Annotated in this window: 21 protein-coding genes; 10 read left to right on the top strand and 11 right to left on the bottom strand. The window is 71.0% G+C overall.

Translation table 11 applies throughout. The features are described 5' to 3' along the window. Positions 1-70: 70 nt before the first annotated feature. Genes HFP48_RS10560 through HFP48_RS10550 form a run of 3 tightly spaced genes read right to left on the bottom strand, consistent with a single transcriptional unit; the run spans position 71 to position 2,955 of the window. The gene (locus HFP48_RS10560; RefSeq protein WP_050035005.1) at positions 71-1,501 is read right to left on the bottom strand and encodes an NAD(P)(+) transhydrogenase (Re/Si-specific) subunit beta; all 1,431 of its coding nucleotides are present in this window, start codon (positions 1,499-1,501) and stop codon (positions 71-73) included. Next, positions 1,498-1,842, bottom strand: coding sequence for an NAD(P) transhydrogenase subunit alpha (locus HFP48_RS10555; RefSeq protein ID WP_006940142.1), 345 nt, complete (start codon positions 1,840-1,842; stop codon positions 1,498-1,500). The genes HFP48_RS10560 and HFP48_RS10555 overlap by 4 nt, the downstream gene beginning before the upstream one ends. Then, entirely contained in the window at positions 1,843-2,955 is a 1,113-nt protein-coding gene (locus HFP48_RS10550) for a Re/Si-specific NAD(P)(+) transhydrogenase subunit alpha (RefSeq protein WP_043797226.1), read from the bottom strand. A gap of 259 nt (positions 2,956-3,214) precedes the next feature. Between HFP48_RS10550 and HFP48_RS10545 the strand changes: the two genes are divergently transcribed. The 6 genes from HFP48_RS10545 to HFP48_RS10520 are packed head-to-tail and all read left to right on the top strand — an operon-like array spanning position 3,215 to position 6,483. Beyond that, positions 3,215-3,580 carry a DUF488 family protein gene (locus tag HFP48_RS10545; protein WP_006940140.1) on the top strand — a complete coding sequence of 122 codons (366 nt, stop codon included), beginning with the start codon at positions 3,215-3,217 and terminating at the stop codon, positions 3,578-3,580. Further along, entirely contained in the window at positions 3,577-3,747 is a 171-nt protein-coding gene (locus HFP48_RS10540; RefSeq protein ID WP_006940139.1) for a hypothetical protein, read from the top strand. Before HFP48_RS10545 ends, HFP48_RS10540 begins: the two co-directional genes overlap by 4 nt. Positions 3,748-3,751: 4 nt before the next feature. Next, entirely contained in the window at positions 3,752-4,522 is a 771-nt protein-coding gene (locus tag HFP48_RS10535) for an NAD-dependent deacylase (protein ID WP_051445986.1), read from the top strand. Between the two features lie 4 nt (positions 4,523-4,526). Next, positions 4,527-4,967 (top strand): HIT family protein, encoded by a 441-nt coding sequence (locus tag HFP48_RS10530; protein WP_029542872.1) that lies wholly within the window; start codon positions 4,527-4,529, stop codon positions 4,965-4,967. Then, on the top strand, positions 4,964-5,848 hold the full coding sequence (locus HFP48_RS10525) for a maleylpyruvate isomerase family mycothiol-dependent enzyme (RefSeq protein ID WP_029542870.1): 885 nt from the start codon (positions 4,964-4,966) through the stop codon (positions 5,846-5,848). Before HFP48_RS10530 ends, HFP48_RS10525 begins: the two co-directional genes overlap by 4 nt. An 11-nt stretch (positions 5,849-5,859) precedes the next feature. Continuing rightward, positions 5,860-6,483, top strand: coding sequence for a Type 1 glutamine amidotransferase-like domain-containing protein (locus tag HFP48_RS10520; protein ID WP_029542868.1), 624 nt, complete (start codon positions 5,860-5,862; stop codon positions 6,481-6,483). 21 nt (positions 6,484-6,504) lie between these two features. On the opposite strand, the gene HFP48_RS10515 is transcribed toward HFP48_RS10520, so the two are convergent. Continuing rightward, positions 6,505-6,822, bottom strand: coding sequence for a hypothetical protein (locus HFP48_RS10515; RefSeq protein ID WP_006940127.1), 318 nt, complete (start codon positions 6,820-6,822; stop codon positions 6,505-6,507). 128 nt (positions 6,823-6,950) lie between these two features. On the opposite strand from HFP48_RS10515, the gene HFP48_RS10510 reads away from it, so the two are divergent. Continuing rightward, the gene (locus HFP48_RS10510) at positions 6,951-7,472 is read left to right on the top strand and encodes a hypothetical protein (RefSeq protein WP_006940125.1); all 522 of its coding nucleotides are present in this window, start codon (positions 6,951-6,953) and stop codon (positions 7,470-7,472) included. Positions 7,473-7,646: 174 nt separating this feature from the next. Next, positions 7,647-7,925, top strand: a complete 279-nt coding sequence (locus HFP48_RS10505) for a GNAT family N-acetyltransferase (protein WP_006940123.1) — start codon at positions 7,647-7,649, stop codon at positions 7,923-7,925. 116 nt (positions 7,926-8,041) lie between these two features. Here the strand turns inward: HFP48_RS10505 and HFP48_RS10500 are convergent, their stop codons facing one another. The 4 genes from HFP48_RS10500 to HFP48_RS10485 form a co-directional block, all read right to left on the bottom strand. After that, positions 8,042-8,728: a DUF998 domain-containing protein gene (locus tag HFP48_RS10500; RefSeq protein WP_065922723.1), complete on the bottom strand. Its 687-nt coding sequence runs from the start codon at positions 8,726-8,728 to the stop codon at positions 8,042-8,044. A 206-nt stretch (positions 8,729-8,934) separates the two neighbouring features. Continuing rightward, a complete protein-coding gene (tatA, locus tag HFP48_RS10495; RefSeq protein WP_006940119.1) occupies positions 8,935-9,108 on the bottom strand; it encodes a Sec-independent protein translocase subunit TatA in 174 nt (57 codons plus the stop codon). Next, a complete protein-coding gene (locus HFP48_RS10490; RefSeq protein WP_029542861.1) occupies positions 9,108-9,779 on the bottom strand; it encodes a Rid family hydrolase in 672 nt (223 codons plus the stop codon). The genes tatA and HFP48_RS10490 overlap by 1 nt, the downstream gene beginning before the upstream one ends. Before the next feature lie 28 nt (positions 9,780-9,807). Next, the gene (locus HFP48_RS10485) at positions 9,808-11,421 is read right to left on the bottom strand and encodes an FAD-dependent oxidoreductase (protein ID WP_146034301.1); all 1,614 of its coding nucleotides are present in this window, start codon (positions 11,419-11,421) and stop codon (positions 9,808-9,810) included. 201 nt (positions 11,422-11,622) lie between these two features. Between HFP48_RS10485 and HFP48_RS10480 the strand changes: the two genes are divergently transcribed. Together HFP48_RS10480 and HFP48_RS10475 are read left to right on the top strand one after the other, a co-directional pair. Then, positions 11,623-13,119 carry an APC family permease gene (locus HFP48_RS10480; protein WP_043797237.1) on the top strand — a complete coding sequence of 499 codons (1,497 nt, stop codon included), beginning with the start codon at positions 11,623-11,625 and terminating at the stop codon, positions 13,117-13,119. Between the two features lie 2 nt (positions 13,120-13,121). Then, positions 13,122-13,865 (top strand): helix-turn-helix domain-containing protein, encoded by a 744-nt coding sequence (locus tag HFP48_RS10475; protein ID WP_246872541.1) that lies wholly within the window; start codon positions 13,122-13,124, stop codon positions 13,863-13,865. Positions 13,866-13,883: 18 nt separating this feature from the next. On the opposite strand, the gene HFP48_RS10470 is transcribed toward HFP48_RS10475, so the two are convergent. From HFP48_RS10470 to HFP48_RS10460, 3 genes are all read right to left on the bottom strand, one after another. Continuing rightward, entirely contained in the window at positions 13,884-14,555 is a 672-nt protein-coding gene (locus HFP48_RS10470; protein WP_102799844.1) for a sterol desaturase family protein, read from the bottom strand. Next, positions 14,552-15,286 (bottom strand): GntR family transcriptional regulator, encoded by a 735-nt coding sequence (locus HFP48_RS10465; protein ID WP_029542852.1) that lies wholly within the window; start codon positions 15,284-15,286, stop codon positions 14,552-14,554. Before HFP48_RS10465 ends, HFP48_RS10470 begins: the two co-directional genes overlap by 4 nt. Before the next feature lie 129 nt (positions 15,287-15,415). Next, entirely contained in the window at positions 15,416-16,957 is a 1,542-nt protein-coding gene (locus HFP48_RS10460; protein ID WP_029542851.1) for a carboxylesterase/lipase family protein, read from the bottom strand. Positions 16,958-17,017 lie beyond the last annotated feature (60 nt).

Raw genomic sequence — 17,017 nt, 5'->3', positions numbered from 1 at the left:
CTCCGACGGTCGCACACGAGCGGGGCGCCCGCACGGTGTTCCGTGCGGACGCCCCGGTTCGTCGAACTCCCTACAGCGCCTTGAGTTCCTCGGTGACCTCGGAGACCATCTTCTTCGCGTCGCCGAAGAGCATGGAGGTGTGGTCGGCGGTGAACAGCGGGTTGTCGATGCCGGCGTAGCCGGAGCTCATCGAGCGTTTGAGCACGATGACCGACTTGGACTGGTCGACGTTGAGGATGGGCATGCCGTAGATCGGGCTGGACGAATCCTGCCGGGCGGCGGGGTTGGTGACGTCGTTGGCGCCGATGACGACGGTGACGTCGGTGCGGGAGAACTCGCCGTTGATGTCGTCCATCTCCTTGAGCGCCTCGTACGGCACCTCGGCCTCGGCGAGCAGGACGTTCATGTGCCCGGGCATCCGGCCGGCGACCGGGTGGATGGCGTACTTGACCTCCACGCCCTTCTCCTCGAGCAGCGCCGCCATCTCCTTGACCGCGTGCTGCGCCTGCGCCACCGCCAGCCCGTACCCGGGCACCACGATGACCTGGTTGGCGTAGGCCATCTGGACCGCGGCATCGGAGGCGGAGGTCGCCTTGACGGTGCCGCCGGCCCCGCCCGCGGCCGCACCGGCACCGCCGTCGCCGCCGAACGAGCCGAACACGATCGCCGGGATGGACCGGTTCATCGCCTTGGCCATCAGGTTGGTCAGGATCGAACCCGACGCACCGACGATCATGCCGGCGACGATCATCGCCTGGTTGTTCAGCGCCAGGCCGGCCGCCGCGGCCGACAGGCCGGTCAGGGCGTTGAGCAGCGAGATGACCACCGGCATGTCGGCGCCGCCGATCGGCAGCACCACGAACAGGCCCATCAGCCCGGCCACGACGAGCAGCGCGACGATCCACACCGCCGAGGTCGGATCGTTCGCCGGGTCGGCCGCGAGTCCGATGTACACGGCGAGCGCGATCGCCGCGAGCGCGAGCACGATGTTCGCCAGCTGGAAGGCCTTGGCCGCGCCGACGAGGCGGCGCTCGAGGTTCTTGTTCAGCAGCTCCTGCAGCTTGGCGAACGCCACCAGCGAACCCCAGAACGACACCGATCCGATGATCGCGGCGAACAGCGAGCCGACCACCACGGGCACCGTCGGTTCCTCGGCGAGGGTGGTGAAGCCGTCCGAGTCGAGGAACTCCGCCCACGCGATCAGCGCGACGGTGCCGCCACCGACGCCGTTGAACAGCGCCACCAGCTGCGGCATCGCCGTCATCTTCGTGCGCAGCGCCGGCGGGACGCCCAGGACGACGCCGACGACCAGGCCGGCGACGATCCAGCTCCAGTTGTCGGTGTCGCGGATGTCGATCAGCACGGCGAGCACCGCCACGGCCATGCCGACCGCGGCGATGTAGTTGCCGCGGACCGCGGTCTTCGGGCCGGTCAGGCCCATCAGACCGTAGATGAACATCGCGAACGCGACGATGTACAGGACGGAGACGAGGTAGCTCATTTCGCGTCGGCTCCCTTCTGCTCCGCCGGGGCGGCCGACACCGGCACCCGCTTCTTGGGCTTGAACATCGCGAGCATGCGGTCGGTGACGACGAAGCCACCGACGACGTTCAGCGTGCCGAACACCAACGCGACGAACAGGATGACCTTGATGCTCCACGGCGCGCCGGCCGGCAGGTGGCCGAAGACCACCAGCGCACCGAGCACCACGATGCCGTGGATGGCGTTGGTGCCCGACATCAGCGGGGTGTGCAAGGTGTTGGGCACCTTCGAGATCACGGCGAAGCCCACGAACCCGGCCAGGACCAGGATCGCGATGTTCGCCAACAGTTCGGTATACATCTAGACGTTCTCCTTCGAGCGGGTCACGCACGCGCCGTCGAGGATCTCGTCCGAGAAGTCCGGCGCCAGGGCACCGGACTCGTCGAGCATCAGCTCGAGCAGGGCCACGACGTTCTTCGAATACAGCTGCGAGGCGTGCTCAGGCATGGTCGCGGGCAGATTCAGCGGCGAGCAGATGGTCACGCCGTGCTTGACCACCGTGCGTCCGGGTTCGGTCAGCTCGCAGTTGCCGCCGGTCTCGCCGGCCAGATCCACCACCACCGAGCCGGGCTTCATGCCCTCCACGGCGGCGGCGGTCACCAGCCGCGGCGCGGGCCGGCCCGGCACCAGCGCGGTGGTGATCACCACGTCGAAGCCCTTGATGGCCTCCTCGAGCGCCGCCTGCTGCTGCGCACGCTCGTCGGCGGTGAGTTCGCGGGCGTAGCCGCCCTCACCGGCGGCGTCGATGCCCAGATCGAGCCACTGCGCACCGACCGACCGCACCTGGTCGGCGACCTCCGGACGCACGTCGTAGCCGGTGGCGCGCCCGCCCAGGCGCTTGGCCGTGGCCAGCGCCTGCAACCCGGCCACCCCCACACCGAGCACCAGCACCGTCGCCGGCTTGACCGTGCCCGCGGCGGTGGTGAGCATCGGGAAGAACCGCGTCGACTCCGACGCGGCGACCAGCACCGACTTGTACCCGGCGACGTTCGCCTGCGACGACAGCGCGTCCATCACCTGCGCCCGGGAGATCCGCGGGATCGACTCGACGGCGAACGCCTGCACCCCGGCCGCGGCCAGCGCCCCGATCTGGTTCTGCGCGTTGCGCGGGGCGAGGAACCCGATCAGCGCCTGCCCCGACCGCATCCGGGCGACCTCCGCATCCGACGGCGGCGCCACCTTGAGCACCACATCCGCCGACCACGCATCCCCGATCCGCGCACCGGCCTCGACGTAGGCCTCGTCCGGGATCAGCGCACCGAGCCCGGCCCCGGACTCGACGACCACGTCGAGCCCCTTCTTGATCAACGACGGGACGATCATCGGCACCAGCGCGACCCGCCGCTCGCCGTCGTTGGTTTCCCGAACGACGCCGACGGTGGGTCGCGCTGTCACCGCACGTCCCGTACCCATATCCTCGGTTTCCAAAGTTTTCGACTCCTGCGTTGAATCGGCACCTCACCGCGATGAGCGGCGGGTCATGTGCGACGAGCGGCCGACTCGGGCCGTGCACGATGGGCGATGAGCCTAGTCAGACGTACCCCGCCCCCGACAGCGGCGCAACCGCTGGGTTTCGTCTGAATCGAGTCCGAACAGTCGAACGATGCCAGAATGTGAGGTAGTTCACTTCACAATTCTGCCGTATCCGCGGTGAGGGAGGAGGGGCGAGTCCATGGCACGTCGCAGTGTCGTCGTCGAGCGCGTGTACGACCATCCGGGAGACGAGGAGGCGTTCCGGGTGTTCGTCGACCGGCTGTGGCCGCGGGGGCTGCGCAAGGACGCGTTCCATCACGACGACTGGGCCAAGGACCTGGCGCCGTCGACCGGGCTGCGCAAGTGGTACTCGCACGACGCCTCGCAGTTCGCCGAGTTCCGCGACCGGTACCTCGCCGAACTGGACGGCCCGGACGCGCGTGCAGCCCTGGCGCGCCTCGACGACTTGGCCGACGGCCGGTCCGTCGTCCTGCTCACCGCCACCCGGGACCTCGAGCACAGTGGCGCCGCCGTCCTCGCGGAGCGGATGCGGGGTGCGCGGTGAACGACGTGCCCGCCGCCGCCGGCGACCCCGTGTGCTGGATGCACCGGGTCTGCCCCGACTGCGGCTTCTTCCTCGAGGAACCGGAGGCCCCGTGCCCACGGTGCGGCGCCGTCCTCCGGCACGACGAGGAGAGTACGGACGAGTCCGGCCCCGGCCCCCTACCCTGACCCGATGCCCACTCCCCCCGCGCGGATCCTCGATCTGGCCCGGCCCGCACGACGGGTCGCCGTGCTCACGGGCGCCGGAATGTCCGCCGAAAGCGGCGTGCCGACGTTCCGCGACGCGCAGACCGGCCTGTGGGAGCACTTCGACCCGGCCGATCTGGCGACACCGGAGGCGTGGGACCGCGATCCCGCGTCGGTGTGGGCCTGGTACCAGTGGCGCGTGGCCCTGGTCCGACGAGTGCAGCCGAACGCCGGGCATCGGGCGCTGGCCCGCTGGGGGCGCACCGTGGACCTGTCGATCGTCACGCAGAACGTCGACGACCTGCACGAGCGGGCCGGCAGCCCCGTGCTCTCGCATCTGCACGGCAGCCTGTTCTCGCCGCGGTGCGCCGAGTGCGGCACCCCCGCCGACCTGCCCGAGGCCCCCACCGAGCCGGTCGCCCGTCTCGATCCACCGGCCTGCGGCGCGTGCGGCGGCGACGTGCGGCCCGGGGTGGTGTGGTTCGGCGAGCCGCTGCCGGCCGGACCGTGGGAGGCGGCCACCGCCTCCGTGCTGACCGCAGACGTGGTGTTCGTGGTCGGCACGTCGGGGATCGTCTATCCGGCCGCCGGCCTGCCCTCGCTGGCCCGCCGGCACGGTATCCCCGTCGTCGAGGTCAACCCCGAGCAGACCGACCTGTCCGACCGGGTGGACGAGGTGTGGCGCACCACCGCCGCGGTGGGCCTGCCGCAACTCGTCGCAGCGGTCGCCGCGGAGCAGACGCCCCGCCTACAGTGAGCGGGTGAGCTCCTGTGTGTTCTGCGCCATAGTCCGCGGCGACGCTCCCGCCGTGCGGGTGTACGAGGACGACGACGTGGTGGCCTTCCTCGACATCCGGCCGATCGCCCGCGGGCACACGCTGGTGGTGCCGCGGGTCCACGCGCCCCGGCTCGACGACCTCGATCCCGAGCACGGCGCCGCGCTGTTCCGGGCCGGGCAGCGCATCGCCCGGGGCGTGCAACGCTCGGATTTCGCCGCGGACGGCGCCAACCTGGTGTTCAACGACGGCCGGTCCGCCTTCCAGACCGTCTTCCACGCGCATCTGCACGTGCTGCCGCGGTGGCGCGGCGACAAGCTGCGCCTCGCGGCGGGACTGCTGCGGCGCCGGCCCCACGACCCGGAGGCCACCGGTGCGGCGATCCGCGCCGGCCTGGCCCGTCTCGAAGCGGAGGACGCACTGTGACACACGGAAAGACACACGGAAACACCACGACCGGCGGCACCACCGGGCCGGACACCGACGCCGCGCCGGAGTTCCCGGTCGAGCCGATCCGCGCGCTGCTCCTCGAGCAGTTCGGGGTCATCGACGAGCTGCTCGCCGACGTACACGGGGACACCTGGTACACGCCCACCTCGCTGCCCGGGTGGACGGTCAAGGACATCACGGCACACCTGATCGGGACCGAGTCGATGCTCGCCGGCATCGAGGCGCCGCACGTCGAGATCGACGTGCACGCCCTCGGCCACGTCCGCAACGAGATCGGCGCCTTCAACGAACGGTGGATCGAGTCCCTCCGCGGCACGCCGGGCGATGAGGTGCTCGCGCGGTACCGGGAGATCGTCGCGCGCCGGCGGGAGCAACTCGGGGCCATGACCCAGAAGGACTTCGACGAACCGGCGATGACCCCGGTGGGGCAGGCCACCTACGGCCGTTTCATGCGCATCCGCGTCTTCGACTGCTGGATGCACGAACTCGACCTCCGCGACGCGCTCGGCGTGCCCGGCGACGAGGGCGGCGCCCGGGCCGAGCTCGCAGCCGCGGAGATCTTCGGGGCGCTCGCGTTCGTCGTCGGCAAGCGCGGCAAGGCTCCCGACGGGGCGCGGATCACGTTCGAGCTGAGCGGCCCACTGGCCCGCACCCTCCACGTCGAGGTGGACGGCCGGGCCGCGGTGGTGCCGGCCCTGTCCGGTCCGGCGACGAGCACCGTGGCGATGGATTCGCGGCTGTTCGCGCGGCTCGCCGGCGGCCGCACGCACGCGTTCGACCGTCTCGACGAGATCACCCTCGGCGGCGACACGACGGTGGGCCGGCGGATCGTCGACCACCTCGCCTTCACCATCTGATCGGCGGCTTCGTGCGGCTGTTCCTGTCGTCGTACCGGTTCGGCACGGATCCCGGGTTGCTCCTCGGAGTCACGCGGGGGCCGTGCCCGATCGCGGTGATCGCGAACGCGGCCGACGCATGGCCGTCCCGGGCCCGGGACTCGGCGGTGGCGAGCGAGCTGGCGCCGCTGCGTGCGCTCGGATACGAACCCACCGAGGTGGATCTGCGGGACCATGCCGGCGCCCCCGACGGCCTGCGGGCGGCGCTGTCCCCGTTCGGAGCGTTGTGGGTGCGCGGCGGCAACACGTTCGTGCTGCGCGCGCGGCTCGCCCTGTGCGGGGGCGACGAGATCCTCACGGACCTGGTCCGTTCCGGTGCGCTGGCCTACGCTGGATACAGCGCAGGGGCGTGCCTTGTGACGCCGTCCCTGCGCGGTCTCGAATTCTCCGACGATCCCGGCGAGGTCGACGCGGTCTGCGGGGTCCCGGCCCGCTGGGACGGTCTCGGGTGGGTGGACTACGCGATCGTCCCGCACGCCGGGGACTCGCCCCTCGCCGACGCGGGCGTCGCGCGGACGCTGGACTTCCTCACTCGCGAGCGGCTGCCGTTCCGGGCACTCGGCGACGACGAGGTGATCGTCGTGGACGAGTCCTGAGGCCCCGTGCCGGTGCCGTGGTCACGGCCCGTTGCTCGCGCGGACGAACGGCGCGAACCGGTCGAGGGAGACCCAGGCCGTGCGGCATCGGCGGGCGGTGACCTCGTCGGCCCGCGCGAGCAGGATGTCGAGAAGTTCCCGGGGATTGTCCCGCCAGCGCAGGGCGAGGTGCCGTTCCTCCTCGTCCGACAGCGCCGCGAACCTGCTCGCCGCGGCGGCCCAGTCCGCCACGTCCCCGTGATGAAGGCGCTCCAGCGCGTTGTAATCGACTCGCCGCGAAAGGAATTCGTCGGACAACGCGCGGACGAGTTTCGCGTCCGTCAGCGCGGATGCGGTCATACGGCACCTCCTTCGAACGACCGTTGACGTTAGTGACCTGCGACAACCACCCGATCGCGCAGCCGGAACGATTCGATAACAGAGTGACTGGTGAGACTGATGTGACTTCCGCTGTTAGGATCCGTACGGTGGAGACACTGACCGACCTGCTCACGAGCGGTGCGGCACCCTGGTGGGCCGTACCGGTGGGACTCACGGCCGGCGTGCTCCTCGGCGTCCTCGCCACCCGGATCGGCGCGCGACCCCCGCGACGGAACGCCGCCGTGGCCGCTCCCCTGCGGGCGGCCGATCGCGCGCTGCAGGTTCGCTTCCTGCACGCCGCCGACAGCGTCTACAACCACCTGTTCGAGGCGGATCACTCCGCCCTCGCCGAGGCCGACCTCACCGAGGCCCTGCAATCCGACGACCTGCACCTGCGGTCGGTCGCCCGCGGCATCGTCGACCTCGATGCGATCGTCAACGAGATGCGGCTGTCCGCTCCCGATCCGGTGCTCGCCGCCGCCGTCGCCCTCTTCGGATACCTCACCGCCGTCTCGAGCGACGGAACCGACGACCTCGACGAGTTCCGGGACCGCTACCTGACCCGCAAGTCCGCGTTCGTCGACGCCGTCCGCGCCGCCCACCCGCCGGCCGGCCCGGTCCCCGCCTGAGTCCGTCGCCACTGTCGACTGCATCGCGTCACCACCACCACGTCACCGCTCACGTCACGCGGGGCCCGCCCTCGACACAGGTCCACAACAGGAACATCGCGGCCCGCGCCGCGCGCATTACCGCCGCCGCGGGCGGATCCCCCCGCCGGCGCGACGGCCGGTAGGGTCGTTGGCGTGACCAACGACGAGCACCGCATCGAACATCACGCCGAGCAGTCCCGATTCGCGTTGTACACCGGCGACACCCTCGCCGCGTTCGCCGACTACACCGACTCGGACGGTGTGCGCGACTTCGACCACACCGTCACCCAGCCCCGGTTCCGCGGTCACGGGCTCGCCGCCGAGGTGGTCCGCCACGCCCTCGACGCCACCCGTTCGGAGGGCCTGAAGATCGCGGCCTCATGCTGGTACGTCGCGCAGTTCCTCGACGCGAACCCCGAATACCGGAACTGACTCGCCGAGGCGCCGCCTCAATCAGCACGGAGGCGCCGCCTCTAACAGCGCGGAGGCGCCCGCCTCAATCAGCACGGAGGCGGCCGCCTCTAACAGCGCGGAGGCGCCCGCCTCGCTCAGCGGGCGCCGGCCTGCCCGGTGGGGGCACCCCCGGCGCGCAGGCAAAGGCCCAGCGCGACGAGCGCGGGGAAGACGACCAACCAGAGAATGCCCCGCTGCACGAGACCCGCGAGGTCGTGCAGGGGCGCGTCGTCGGGCAGCACCAGCACGACCATGAGCGGCACGCCGGCCGCGGCGACGAGTCCGGCACCGAGCACGTAGCGCGACAGCGCCGGGAACCGCCCGTCGCGTGCGAGACGGCGCGACGTCACGACCAGGCCGAGCGCGATGCACGAGAAGAACGTGAAGCCCGAGACGAAGTGGTAGCCCGGGTCGTAGGTGACCCCCGCTGCGTCCTCCCGCAGCGGGAACACCGCCGCGAGCAGTGCGCCGACGCCGGCGAGACCGATCAGCACCGGGCCGAGGGCGCCCGTCCGGTCGGCCGCCGGTCCCCGGTGCACGGCGACGGCGAAGATCAGCAGCAGGAGTCCGAACACGACGAAGTTGAACTGCTGGATCCAGCCGTTCGGGCCGGCTTCGAGCGCACTGATCGTTTCCGCGGTCGGGCTGTACTCGTCCCGCCGGGCTGCCTGCTGCGCCAGCACCACCACGGTGAAGAGGAGGGGCGCGACGATCCCGGCGAGTGCGGCGGCACGTCCCCGAACCAGCCGCGTACCGGGTCCGACGCCGACGTGTGCGCTCATGACCGCTCCTGACCGAGTCCGAATCTGCCGTCGCAGAGGACGTTAGGAGCACCGACGGTGACCGGCATCGGAAGTATTGCCCATTCGGCTCCCCTCGGGATGGGAACTTCGACCCATCGCCCCGCGGGCGCCACCGGTGCCGACAGTGCCTACCGCAACCGGCGGACGCAGCCCGTGGGCCTGCGCCGCGGCGCAGGCCCACGCGTTCACAGCTCCCGTGGCGCGTCGCCGGTGTCCGTATGCAACTCACCCACTTCCGTCTTCAGGATTCGCATCGACCGCCCGAGGCCCCGTGCGGCCTCGGGCAGCCGCTTGGATCCGAACAACACCAGCACCACGAGGGCAATGATCGCCCAGTGGGCGGGACTGAGTGCTCCCATCAGCGGGGTCCCTTCCCCTCGGGGAAGACGGCGTCGACCTCCACTTCGACGAGCCACCCGGCCACCGGCAGACTCGCCACCTCCAGCGCGAATCGGCTCGGGCGAGCCGGGTTGCGTTCGAGCGGCGCGGCGGGCTCGGCGGTCCCCATCGGCACCAGCTCGGTGTCGCCGGTCTCGAGGTTGGTGTTCGCGAAGAACTGGCGGTACGCCCGGTTCCATCCGGCGTAGTCGGCGCGATCCGTCCCCGGGGCGTTGTCGAGGAAGACCCGCATCGTGGTCACGTCCGCCAGACCGAGCCCCTGAGCCTCGAGATTGTCGCGGATCTTGCGGAGCACATTGATGCCCTGCGCCTCGGTGACCGTCACCCCGGCCGGGAGGACACCGCCCGCGAAGGTCGCGGTGTCGATGTAGGACTCCGGGGACCCCTGCGGCGCGGCGGTGTTCGCGGCCGACGGCCCGATTCCGCTGGTCTTGTACACGGCGGCGCTGGCGCCGATGCCCACGCCCTCGGCGATCATCGGGTTGGCCTCCCCGACCGGCAGCACCGACTGCACGAGCACGGGCGGTGCCGAGCCGGCCTCCGCGTCCGTGGACGAGCACGCCACGGTCGAGGCGCCGACGACGGGCAGGACCAGGGCCGCGAGAACGGTTCGGGCGGCACGCTTGTTCATGGATCTCTCCTTGTCCGGGATGGGGATGTCAGGATGCGGCGACACGCTCGTGCAGCGACGTGACCACGGCGCGTGCGGAGGTGAACGCACCGTGTTGCCAGGCGATCGCGTTGGACAGGTGGTCGCCGGCGAAGTAGACGTTCTGCACCGGGTCGAGCAGCAGGGTGTATTCGGGGGTTGCCTCTCCCCCGTGGGAACCCCCGGCACCCTGCCACGATGCCCAGGCCGACTCCGAGTACCGGGTGCGGCGCCAGCTGCCCGAGAACGACGAGGCAATGTCGCGGGTGTACTTGTCGCCGTGGATCTCTGCCCCCTCCGCGATCGCCTTGGCCAATCTCTGCTTGTGCGTGAGCGATTCGAAACCGAGGTGCCTCTTGCCCGAGGAGTAGTAGCCGACGACCACGCCGCGGTCCGAGTTGTAGTGGTCGTAGGGGAACATGATCTGGGAGATGTCCTTGTCGGTGTTGCTGGCACCGCCGTAGATCCGGTCCTCGAGTTCCCACCAGCGGCGCGTGTACTCGATGCCGAGCTTGCCCGAGGAGCTGGGCTCGGCCGCGCCGAGTGCGTGCACGACGTCGGCGGGCAGGTTGTGGTTCAGCCGCGTCACCAGGTGCGGCGGGATGGTGCAGATCGCGAAGTCGGCGTCCACCACCCGCGGCGCACCGTCGCGGGTGTATTCCACCCGCACCCCCTCGGTCGTGTTCTGCAGGGCCGTCACCTCCGACCCGTATTCGATCCTGTCGGTACCGATGCGGTCCTCGAACGCGTAGTAGATGCGGTCCATGCCCCCGACCGGGGTGAACATCATCATCGCCTGGTCGTAGCCGAAGTCGAAGCTGAAGTTGCGGCCGATGCCGCCGCGGATCACGTCCGTCATCGCGAAGGGCGGCTCGTGCGTGCCGAAGTCCAGACCGGCGCCGGGCTCGGAGGTGTACCCGCGGCGGGTCGACCCGACGTATCGTCCGTCGCCGGACAGGTCGCCGAAGTCGCTGAGGAACTCGGACAGCGCGTCCTTGTCGGCCTGGGTGAGCACGTCGTCGAGTGCGCCGCGGGAGGCCGCCTTCTGCAACAGCTCCGACATGTACCCGTACGTGTCGGCCTTCGCCGCCCGATACGTGATGGACCGGTCGGACAACGCCGTGTCGCTCGAGTAGTGCACGAAGGTGTTGGCGTTCTGGTTGCCGAACGCCTGCAGTTCCACCCCCAGTTCGCGGCAGTAGTCCATCGTCACGTGGCTCTGCGGGATGCGGGTGGCACCGAGGTTGAAGTAGTGCCCGTCGGCGAAGGTGCAGACCTGCTTCTCGCCGTTCAGGTCCGTCTCCTCCGTTCCGGCGCGCACGGACCAGACCCGGCCACCGGGCCGACGCCGAGCCTCCAGCACCGTGACGTCGTACCCGGCCTTCCCCAATTCGTAGGCGGCGCACAATCCGGCCGGGCCGCCGCCGAGGACGACGACCGAATGATGGCCGTCCACCCGGCCGATCAGGTCGCTGCGCGCCGGCGCCCGGAAAGCCGGCGTCGACGCCGTTGCGGGCGCGAGGCCGATCGTGGACATCGCGCCGTACATCAGGCCGGCGCCGCCCGTGACGCCGAGTCCTTTCATGAAAGACCTACGTGTAACTGCCACAGTGACTGCTCCCATCGTGCAACACCGACCGTCCCGATCGGCTCGGCACCTATGGTGGGAAGAGCGGGATGCGGGGATGTCTCGCACGCGCAACGTCTTGCGGACCGGCGCTCGAGAACGACGGTCCGCCGCGGACCCGAATTCTCGATCCCGGTGCGCCCGTTCGACTTCCCCCGGAAACAGACCGGAAACACCGGGCCGATAGCTTCGCGTGCCATGTCCGCACTCTCCGACGCGATCACGCAGTCCTTCACGGCGCGTGAGCCGGAACGACCGGCCTTGTCGCCGCTACGAGCCCTCGGCCGGCGCCGGCTGTCCGGCATCGAGGTCCTCGCGCAGTCGGTCGCCACCACGGCGCCCGCCGCGTCGATGGTCGTCCTGACGACCGCGATCGTGGCCGGGCAGTCGATGCTCGCAGGCCTGCTCACCGTGGCGGCGACGACGGTCCTGCTGGGCGCGGTGGCCGGATGCTTCGCGGCCTTCACCCGCCGCCTCGCCGCCGCCGGCGGCCCGTACACGTTCGTCGCGCAGGGACTCGGCCCGCGCGCCGCGCTCGGCGGTGGTGCCGCGCTGGCGGTGAAGTACCTCGGCAGTGCCGGGCTCACCCTCTACCACGGGGGGCAGTCGATCCTGGCAGTCGCCCACGGGGCCGGCGTCTCCGTTCCCGCACTGCCGTTGTATCTCGTGCTGGCCTGCGTGATCGGCGCGTGCGTGGTCCGCGGGATCAGATTCGCGGTCCACGCGATCCTGCTGGTGGAGGCGTGCTCGCTCGCGTTCATCCTCACGCTGTTCCTCGTGCCGGCCGTGCCCACACCGGTCGCGGAACCCCCCGGCGGCGGCGCCGGCGAACTCGTGGTCCTGGCGCTCACCGCCGTGTTCGCGCTCGCCGGATTCGAGAGCGCCACCTTCCTGGCACCCGAGGCCCGGCGACCGTTGGTGACGGTCACCCGCACCGTGCTCTGGACACCGGTGATCTGCGGGGCGCTCTGCGTCCTCGCGGCCCTGGCGGTCTGGGGTGGCCGCGGCGGGACGGTGATCGACGCGTATCGCCACGGCACCGACTCCGGCGTGCCGGTCGCCGTCGTCGTGGCGCTGCATCTCGGATTGACCTGCTCGTGGCTGGCGTCCTCGATGGCATCGGTCAACGCGGTTTCGCGACTGGGGTACACGATGGGGATCGAGCGGGTGCTCCCCCGGCCCCTGGCCGCGGTGCACCGGATGTACCGCACGCCGTACCGTGCCGTCGCCGCGGCCGGGCTGGTGGCGCTCACGATCGCCGTCGCCAAGGCCGGGGCTCCGCATCTCGTCGCGGGGCTTCAGCACGCGGTACGCGTCGCGGTGCTCGTCGCGTACGTCCTGGTGGCCGTCGCCTCCCTGCGCTTCCTGACCAGAATCGGCGAGCAGACCCGCGGCTCGACCCTCGTCGGTGGTGCTGCGGCCGCGGGCGGCGCGCTGCTGCTCGGCTGCGTCGTCGGCTCCGGCATCGTCGCGGTCGATCCCGCCGTGGTGGCCGTCCCCCTGCTGCTGCTCGCCGCGGGACCCCTGTGGTACCTCCTGCTCCGGCGGCGGACGCCACGCGCTGCGACGGCGATCGGGGTGTTCGACAGCGCGGAATCCGCGGACGTGCTGCCGGGCGCCGGGGTCTTCGCACCCGACCGGCTCGGCGCGATGACCCTGGTGCGTGCCGACCGCGGCCCGCATCGGGATCTCTGACGGTGGCGCGCGAGGTCACCGGCCGGGAGCCGACGGCCGTGCAGCGTGCGCTGGCCCTGCTCGAGGCGGTAGCTCAGCTGGGTTCGGGCGCGACGGCCAAGGATCTGGCCCGGCTCACCCGCATCCCGCCGGCGACCGCGTACCGGCTGCTCAACCTCCTCGTCGCCGACGGCTATCTGGTGCGGGTGCACGACCTGTCGGGTTTCGCGCTCGGCCGACGGACGCAGGAGCTGGCGGCAACACCGCACGTGGAGACGTGGCCGGTGGCCGAGGTGCTCGAGGATCTGCGCGCCCAGGTGCGGCACGGGGTGTATCTGGCCTCCTACGAACGGGACCGGATCCGGCTGGTGGATCGCGACCCGGACCACGAGCTGCTGGGCGAGTCGTCGTTGACCCGGCACCTGCACGCGTCCGCGATCGGGAAGCTGCTTCTCGCCGACCGCCCCCATCTCGTCCCCGGCACAACCCTGCCGAAAGTGGGGCCGCGCACGATCGTCGAGCTCGACCGGCTCGCGATCGAGCTGAGTCGCATCCGGAGCCTCGACGTGTCCGTCGAGCAGGACGAATTGCGTCAGGGACGCACCGCGGTCGCCGTCCCGGTGCGCGACGACGGCGCCGCGATCGTGGGATGCCTCGCGGCGATCGGCGGTACCGGGCGCATCCGCACCGACGATCGGGATCTGATCGATCTGCTCCACGAGTTCGCCGGGCGCCTGCGGCTGCCCGGCACAGCGCGACGCACGTGAGCGGGTCCACGCACCGGGTCAGCGGGACGCGTGCAGATTCCGGGCGGTCGGCGACGTCTCGACCGAGGCCGGGTCCGGTTCGGTGCCGAGAATCCGGTCGGCGGTGCCCGCGGTGGTGACGGTGAACCAGTAGTGCTCGTTCTTGAAATGGTGGTGCCGATGGTGGCGCCACACCGCGCGGTAGGGCCGCGAGTCCGGGCGGTAGTCCGTGTGGATGAGGTAGTGCGTCCATTCGTAGCTCAGGCCCAGGACGCCCACGGTCACCAGGAACGTCAGTGCCAGGCCGGCCCTGGGGAAGACCAGCCATGCGCCGGCGACGAGAACCGGCAGCAGCCACACCAGGGTCTGCCAGGGAATGAAGATCAGCGGCACGTCGCGCGGGTCGCAGTGGTGCTCGCGGTGCTTGCGGGCCAACAGCGAATCCAGCGTCAGCCCGGCGATCCGGCGCGGCCGCCAGTGCAGGATGCCGACGTGGATGACCCATTCCACCAGCGGGAACACCAGCAAGGCGACCAGTGGGACCAGGGCGTCGGAGATCTGCCAGTCGCCGCGGAGAACCCGCGCGACGCTCGCGGCGGCGAGCATCGCGCCGATCATCCACGGCGACGGGTGCCGGGCGAACTCGGCGGCGGCGTCCCGCAGGCCGATCGAGGTGCGACGGCTACGCCGTTCGGTCCGATCCGTGCTCATGCCCGGCTCCTCGCATCTGCGTGTTCCGCATGGTCGATGGCGGTCGTCAGGGCCGACGTGCCCAGGTCGAGCAGTTCCCCGGCGGCGCGTTCGGCGCCGTCCTCGTCGTGGGCGACGATCGCGCCGGCGAGCCGTTCGTAGAGGTCGGTGCGGCCGACTTCGGCGACCAGGACGCCGGCCATCGCGGTCATGGCCGGTTCGTAGGCGTTGCGCAGGCTGTTGAAGATCAACCGGAACGCGAGGGAGTCGGCCGCGTCGACGACGCGTTCCCAGAATTCGAGGGCGGCGACCTGCAGCGCGACGGGGTCCTCTCCCGTCGCGAGCCGCGCCACGGCGTCGCGCAACCGGGGTTCCGTCTCGTCCGTCGCGCGGGCGGCGGCGAGCCGGGCAACCTGACGGCCGATGAGGCGTCGGGCCTCGAGGACGCTGCGGACGACATCCCAGTCGGGCCGGCCGTCGCGCACGAGCAGCCGCGGGAGCAGCTCCGGACCGGCCTGGGTGCGGAAGTCGCGGACCGACGTCGCCTCCCCCTGGCGCACCTCCACCAGACCCGCGTGGGACAGCCGGGAAATCGCCTCGCGGACAGCGGGTCTCGATACACCGAACGCTTCGGCCAGGTTGCGCTCGCTCGGCAGCGCCGCCCCGGCGGCGAGGTCGCCCCCGAGCACCCGGGCGGCGATCTGGTCGTACACCTCGCCGGAGGCGGACTTGCGGGCGATCGGCTCGAACATCACGGACCGACCGTAGGCCGGAACCCGGCCAGAGGTCAAGTGGTCATACCAGTTTGGTGTCGGCCGAATGTCACAGCAGGCCGATCTGAGCGAAGTGATGTGACATTCGGCCCGCACGGAGCCGCCCGATCAGCTGAAGCCCATCACCTGGTCGCCCCAAGCCTCACGCAGCACCCTGTCGGGGTCCGGGACTAGGGTGTCGGTGCTGTCGATCAGCAGGGTCATCCGCTTTCCGGTGTCGTACGGCGCCCAATGCCGGGACCCGTCCAGGGCGGCGGGCACACCGTGGTGCGCGAAGGCCAGCCAGCGGCGCTGGATCCGGCCCGAGACCACCGTCGCGGCCTTGCGGCCGCCGAGCCAGAACGTGGGGTCGCGATCGAGGGTCCCGAAGTTGCCGAAGACGTAGGGTAGTTCGGTGGCGTGGCCGGCGCCGATCCGCGCCGCCTTGAGCATCGGGGTGGCGTGGTCGAACCGGTACACCCACGTCGGCGAGTGGGCGCTGTGCGCGTCGGCGATCCACACGACCGGCATCCGGAACCCGGCGTCCCGCGAAAGCGCCATCGCCCCCGACGTTTTCGAGACGTCCGGATACGCGGAGATGATCTCCGCGATACGGTCGGGCGGCAGCTCCGGATGATCCGCGGCGAGCGCGTCGAGCATCGCCTGCACGGAGGCGTCGCTCACCGGCATCAGCGGCGACTTCATGAAGCGGAAGATCGACGGCTCGTCCTTGTTGGACCCGATGATCAGGGGAATCCGGTGCGCGAGCCCCTTCTGGAACGCCGCCACCGGGTACTTCGGCACCAGGTCGCGGTCGACCACCGGCGCCATCGCGAGCGTGCCGGGGAACTTCGTGGGGATCTCCCCGACGAGCACGTCGCCCGCATCGGTCAGCGTCTCGTGCGGCATGTCCCGCAACGCCCACACCCGGGCCGGCGTGAGGTCGAGGATCTCGAGGAACCGCTCGGCGACCCGGGCAGCCCGCTCGGACCCGTATGCCGACGTCGCCGGCGGGCTCTGCGCGATGGCCCGGTGGAACAGGCCCTCGGCGCGGGGCACGGTCATCAGGGTGGTCAGCGACCCGCCGCCCGACGACTCGCCGAACACGGTGACCCGGTCCGGGTCGCCCCCGAACGCGGAGATGCAGTCGCGCACCCACTCGAGCGCGGCGATCTGGTCCCGCAACCCGACGTTGGATTCGAAGGTGGTCCCGGCTGTCGAGAACGACGAGAAGTCGAGGAAGCCGAGGGCTCCGAGCCGGTAGTTGACCGTCACCACGACGACGTCCCCGCGTTCGGCGAGCAACCGTCCGTCGTAGATCCGCTGACCCGAGTACCCGAGGACGTAGGCGCCGCCGTGGATCCAGACCATCACCGGCCGCGGCTCCCCGTCCGGCTCCGGTGCCCAGATGTTCAGCGAGAGGCAGTCCTCGCCGATCGACAGGCCCGGGTCGATGGGGATGGGATTGTTGCGGCCCTGCGGCGCGATGGGCCCGAACCGGCGGGCGTCGAGCACGTCGGTCCACGGCTCCGGCGGTTCGGGGGCGCGGAACCGAAGGTCGCCGGACGCCGGCGCGGCGTACGGGACGCCCTTCCACGCGTAGACGGAACCGTCGCGGTAGCCGCGTACGTCGCCGTACTTGCACCCGACGATGAGAGTCTCGGCGTCCACGGTCCCTCCCGAACGAACGGTCTGGGGCCAAGGTACCAACAACAGACAGGCTGCACGCGC

It is taken from the genome of Rhodococcus sp. DMU1 (assembly GCF_012272955.1).
GTDB classification, from domain to species: Bacteria; Actinomycetota; Actinomycetes; order Mycobacteriales; family Mycobacteriaceae; genus Rhodococcus; species Rhodococcus aetherivorans.
Note: the sequence above shows the minus strand (reverse complement) of the source record. Positions and strands in the feature narration are given on the sequence as shown.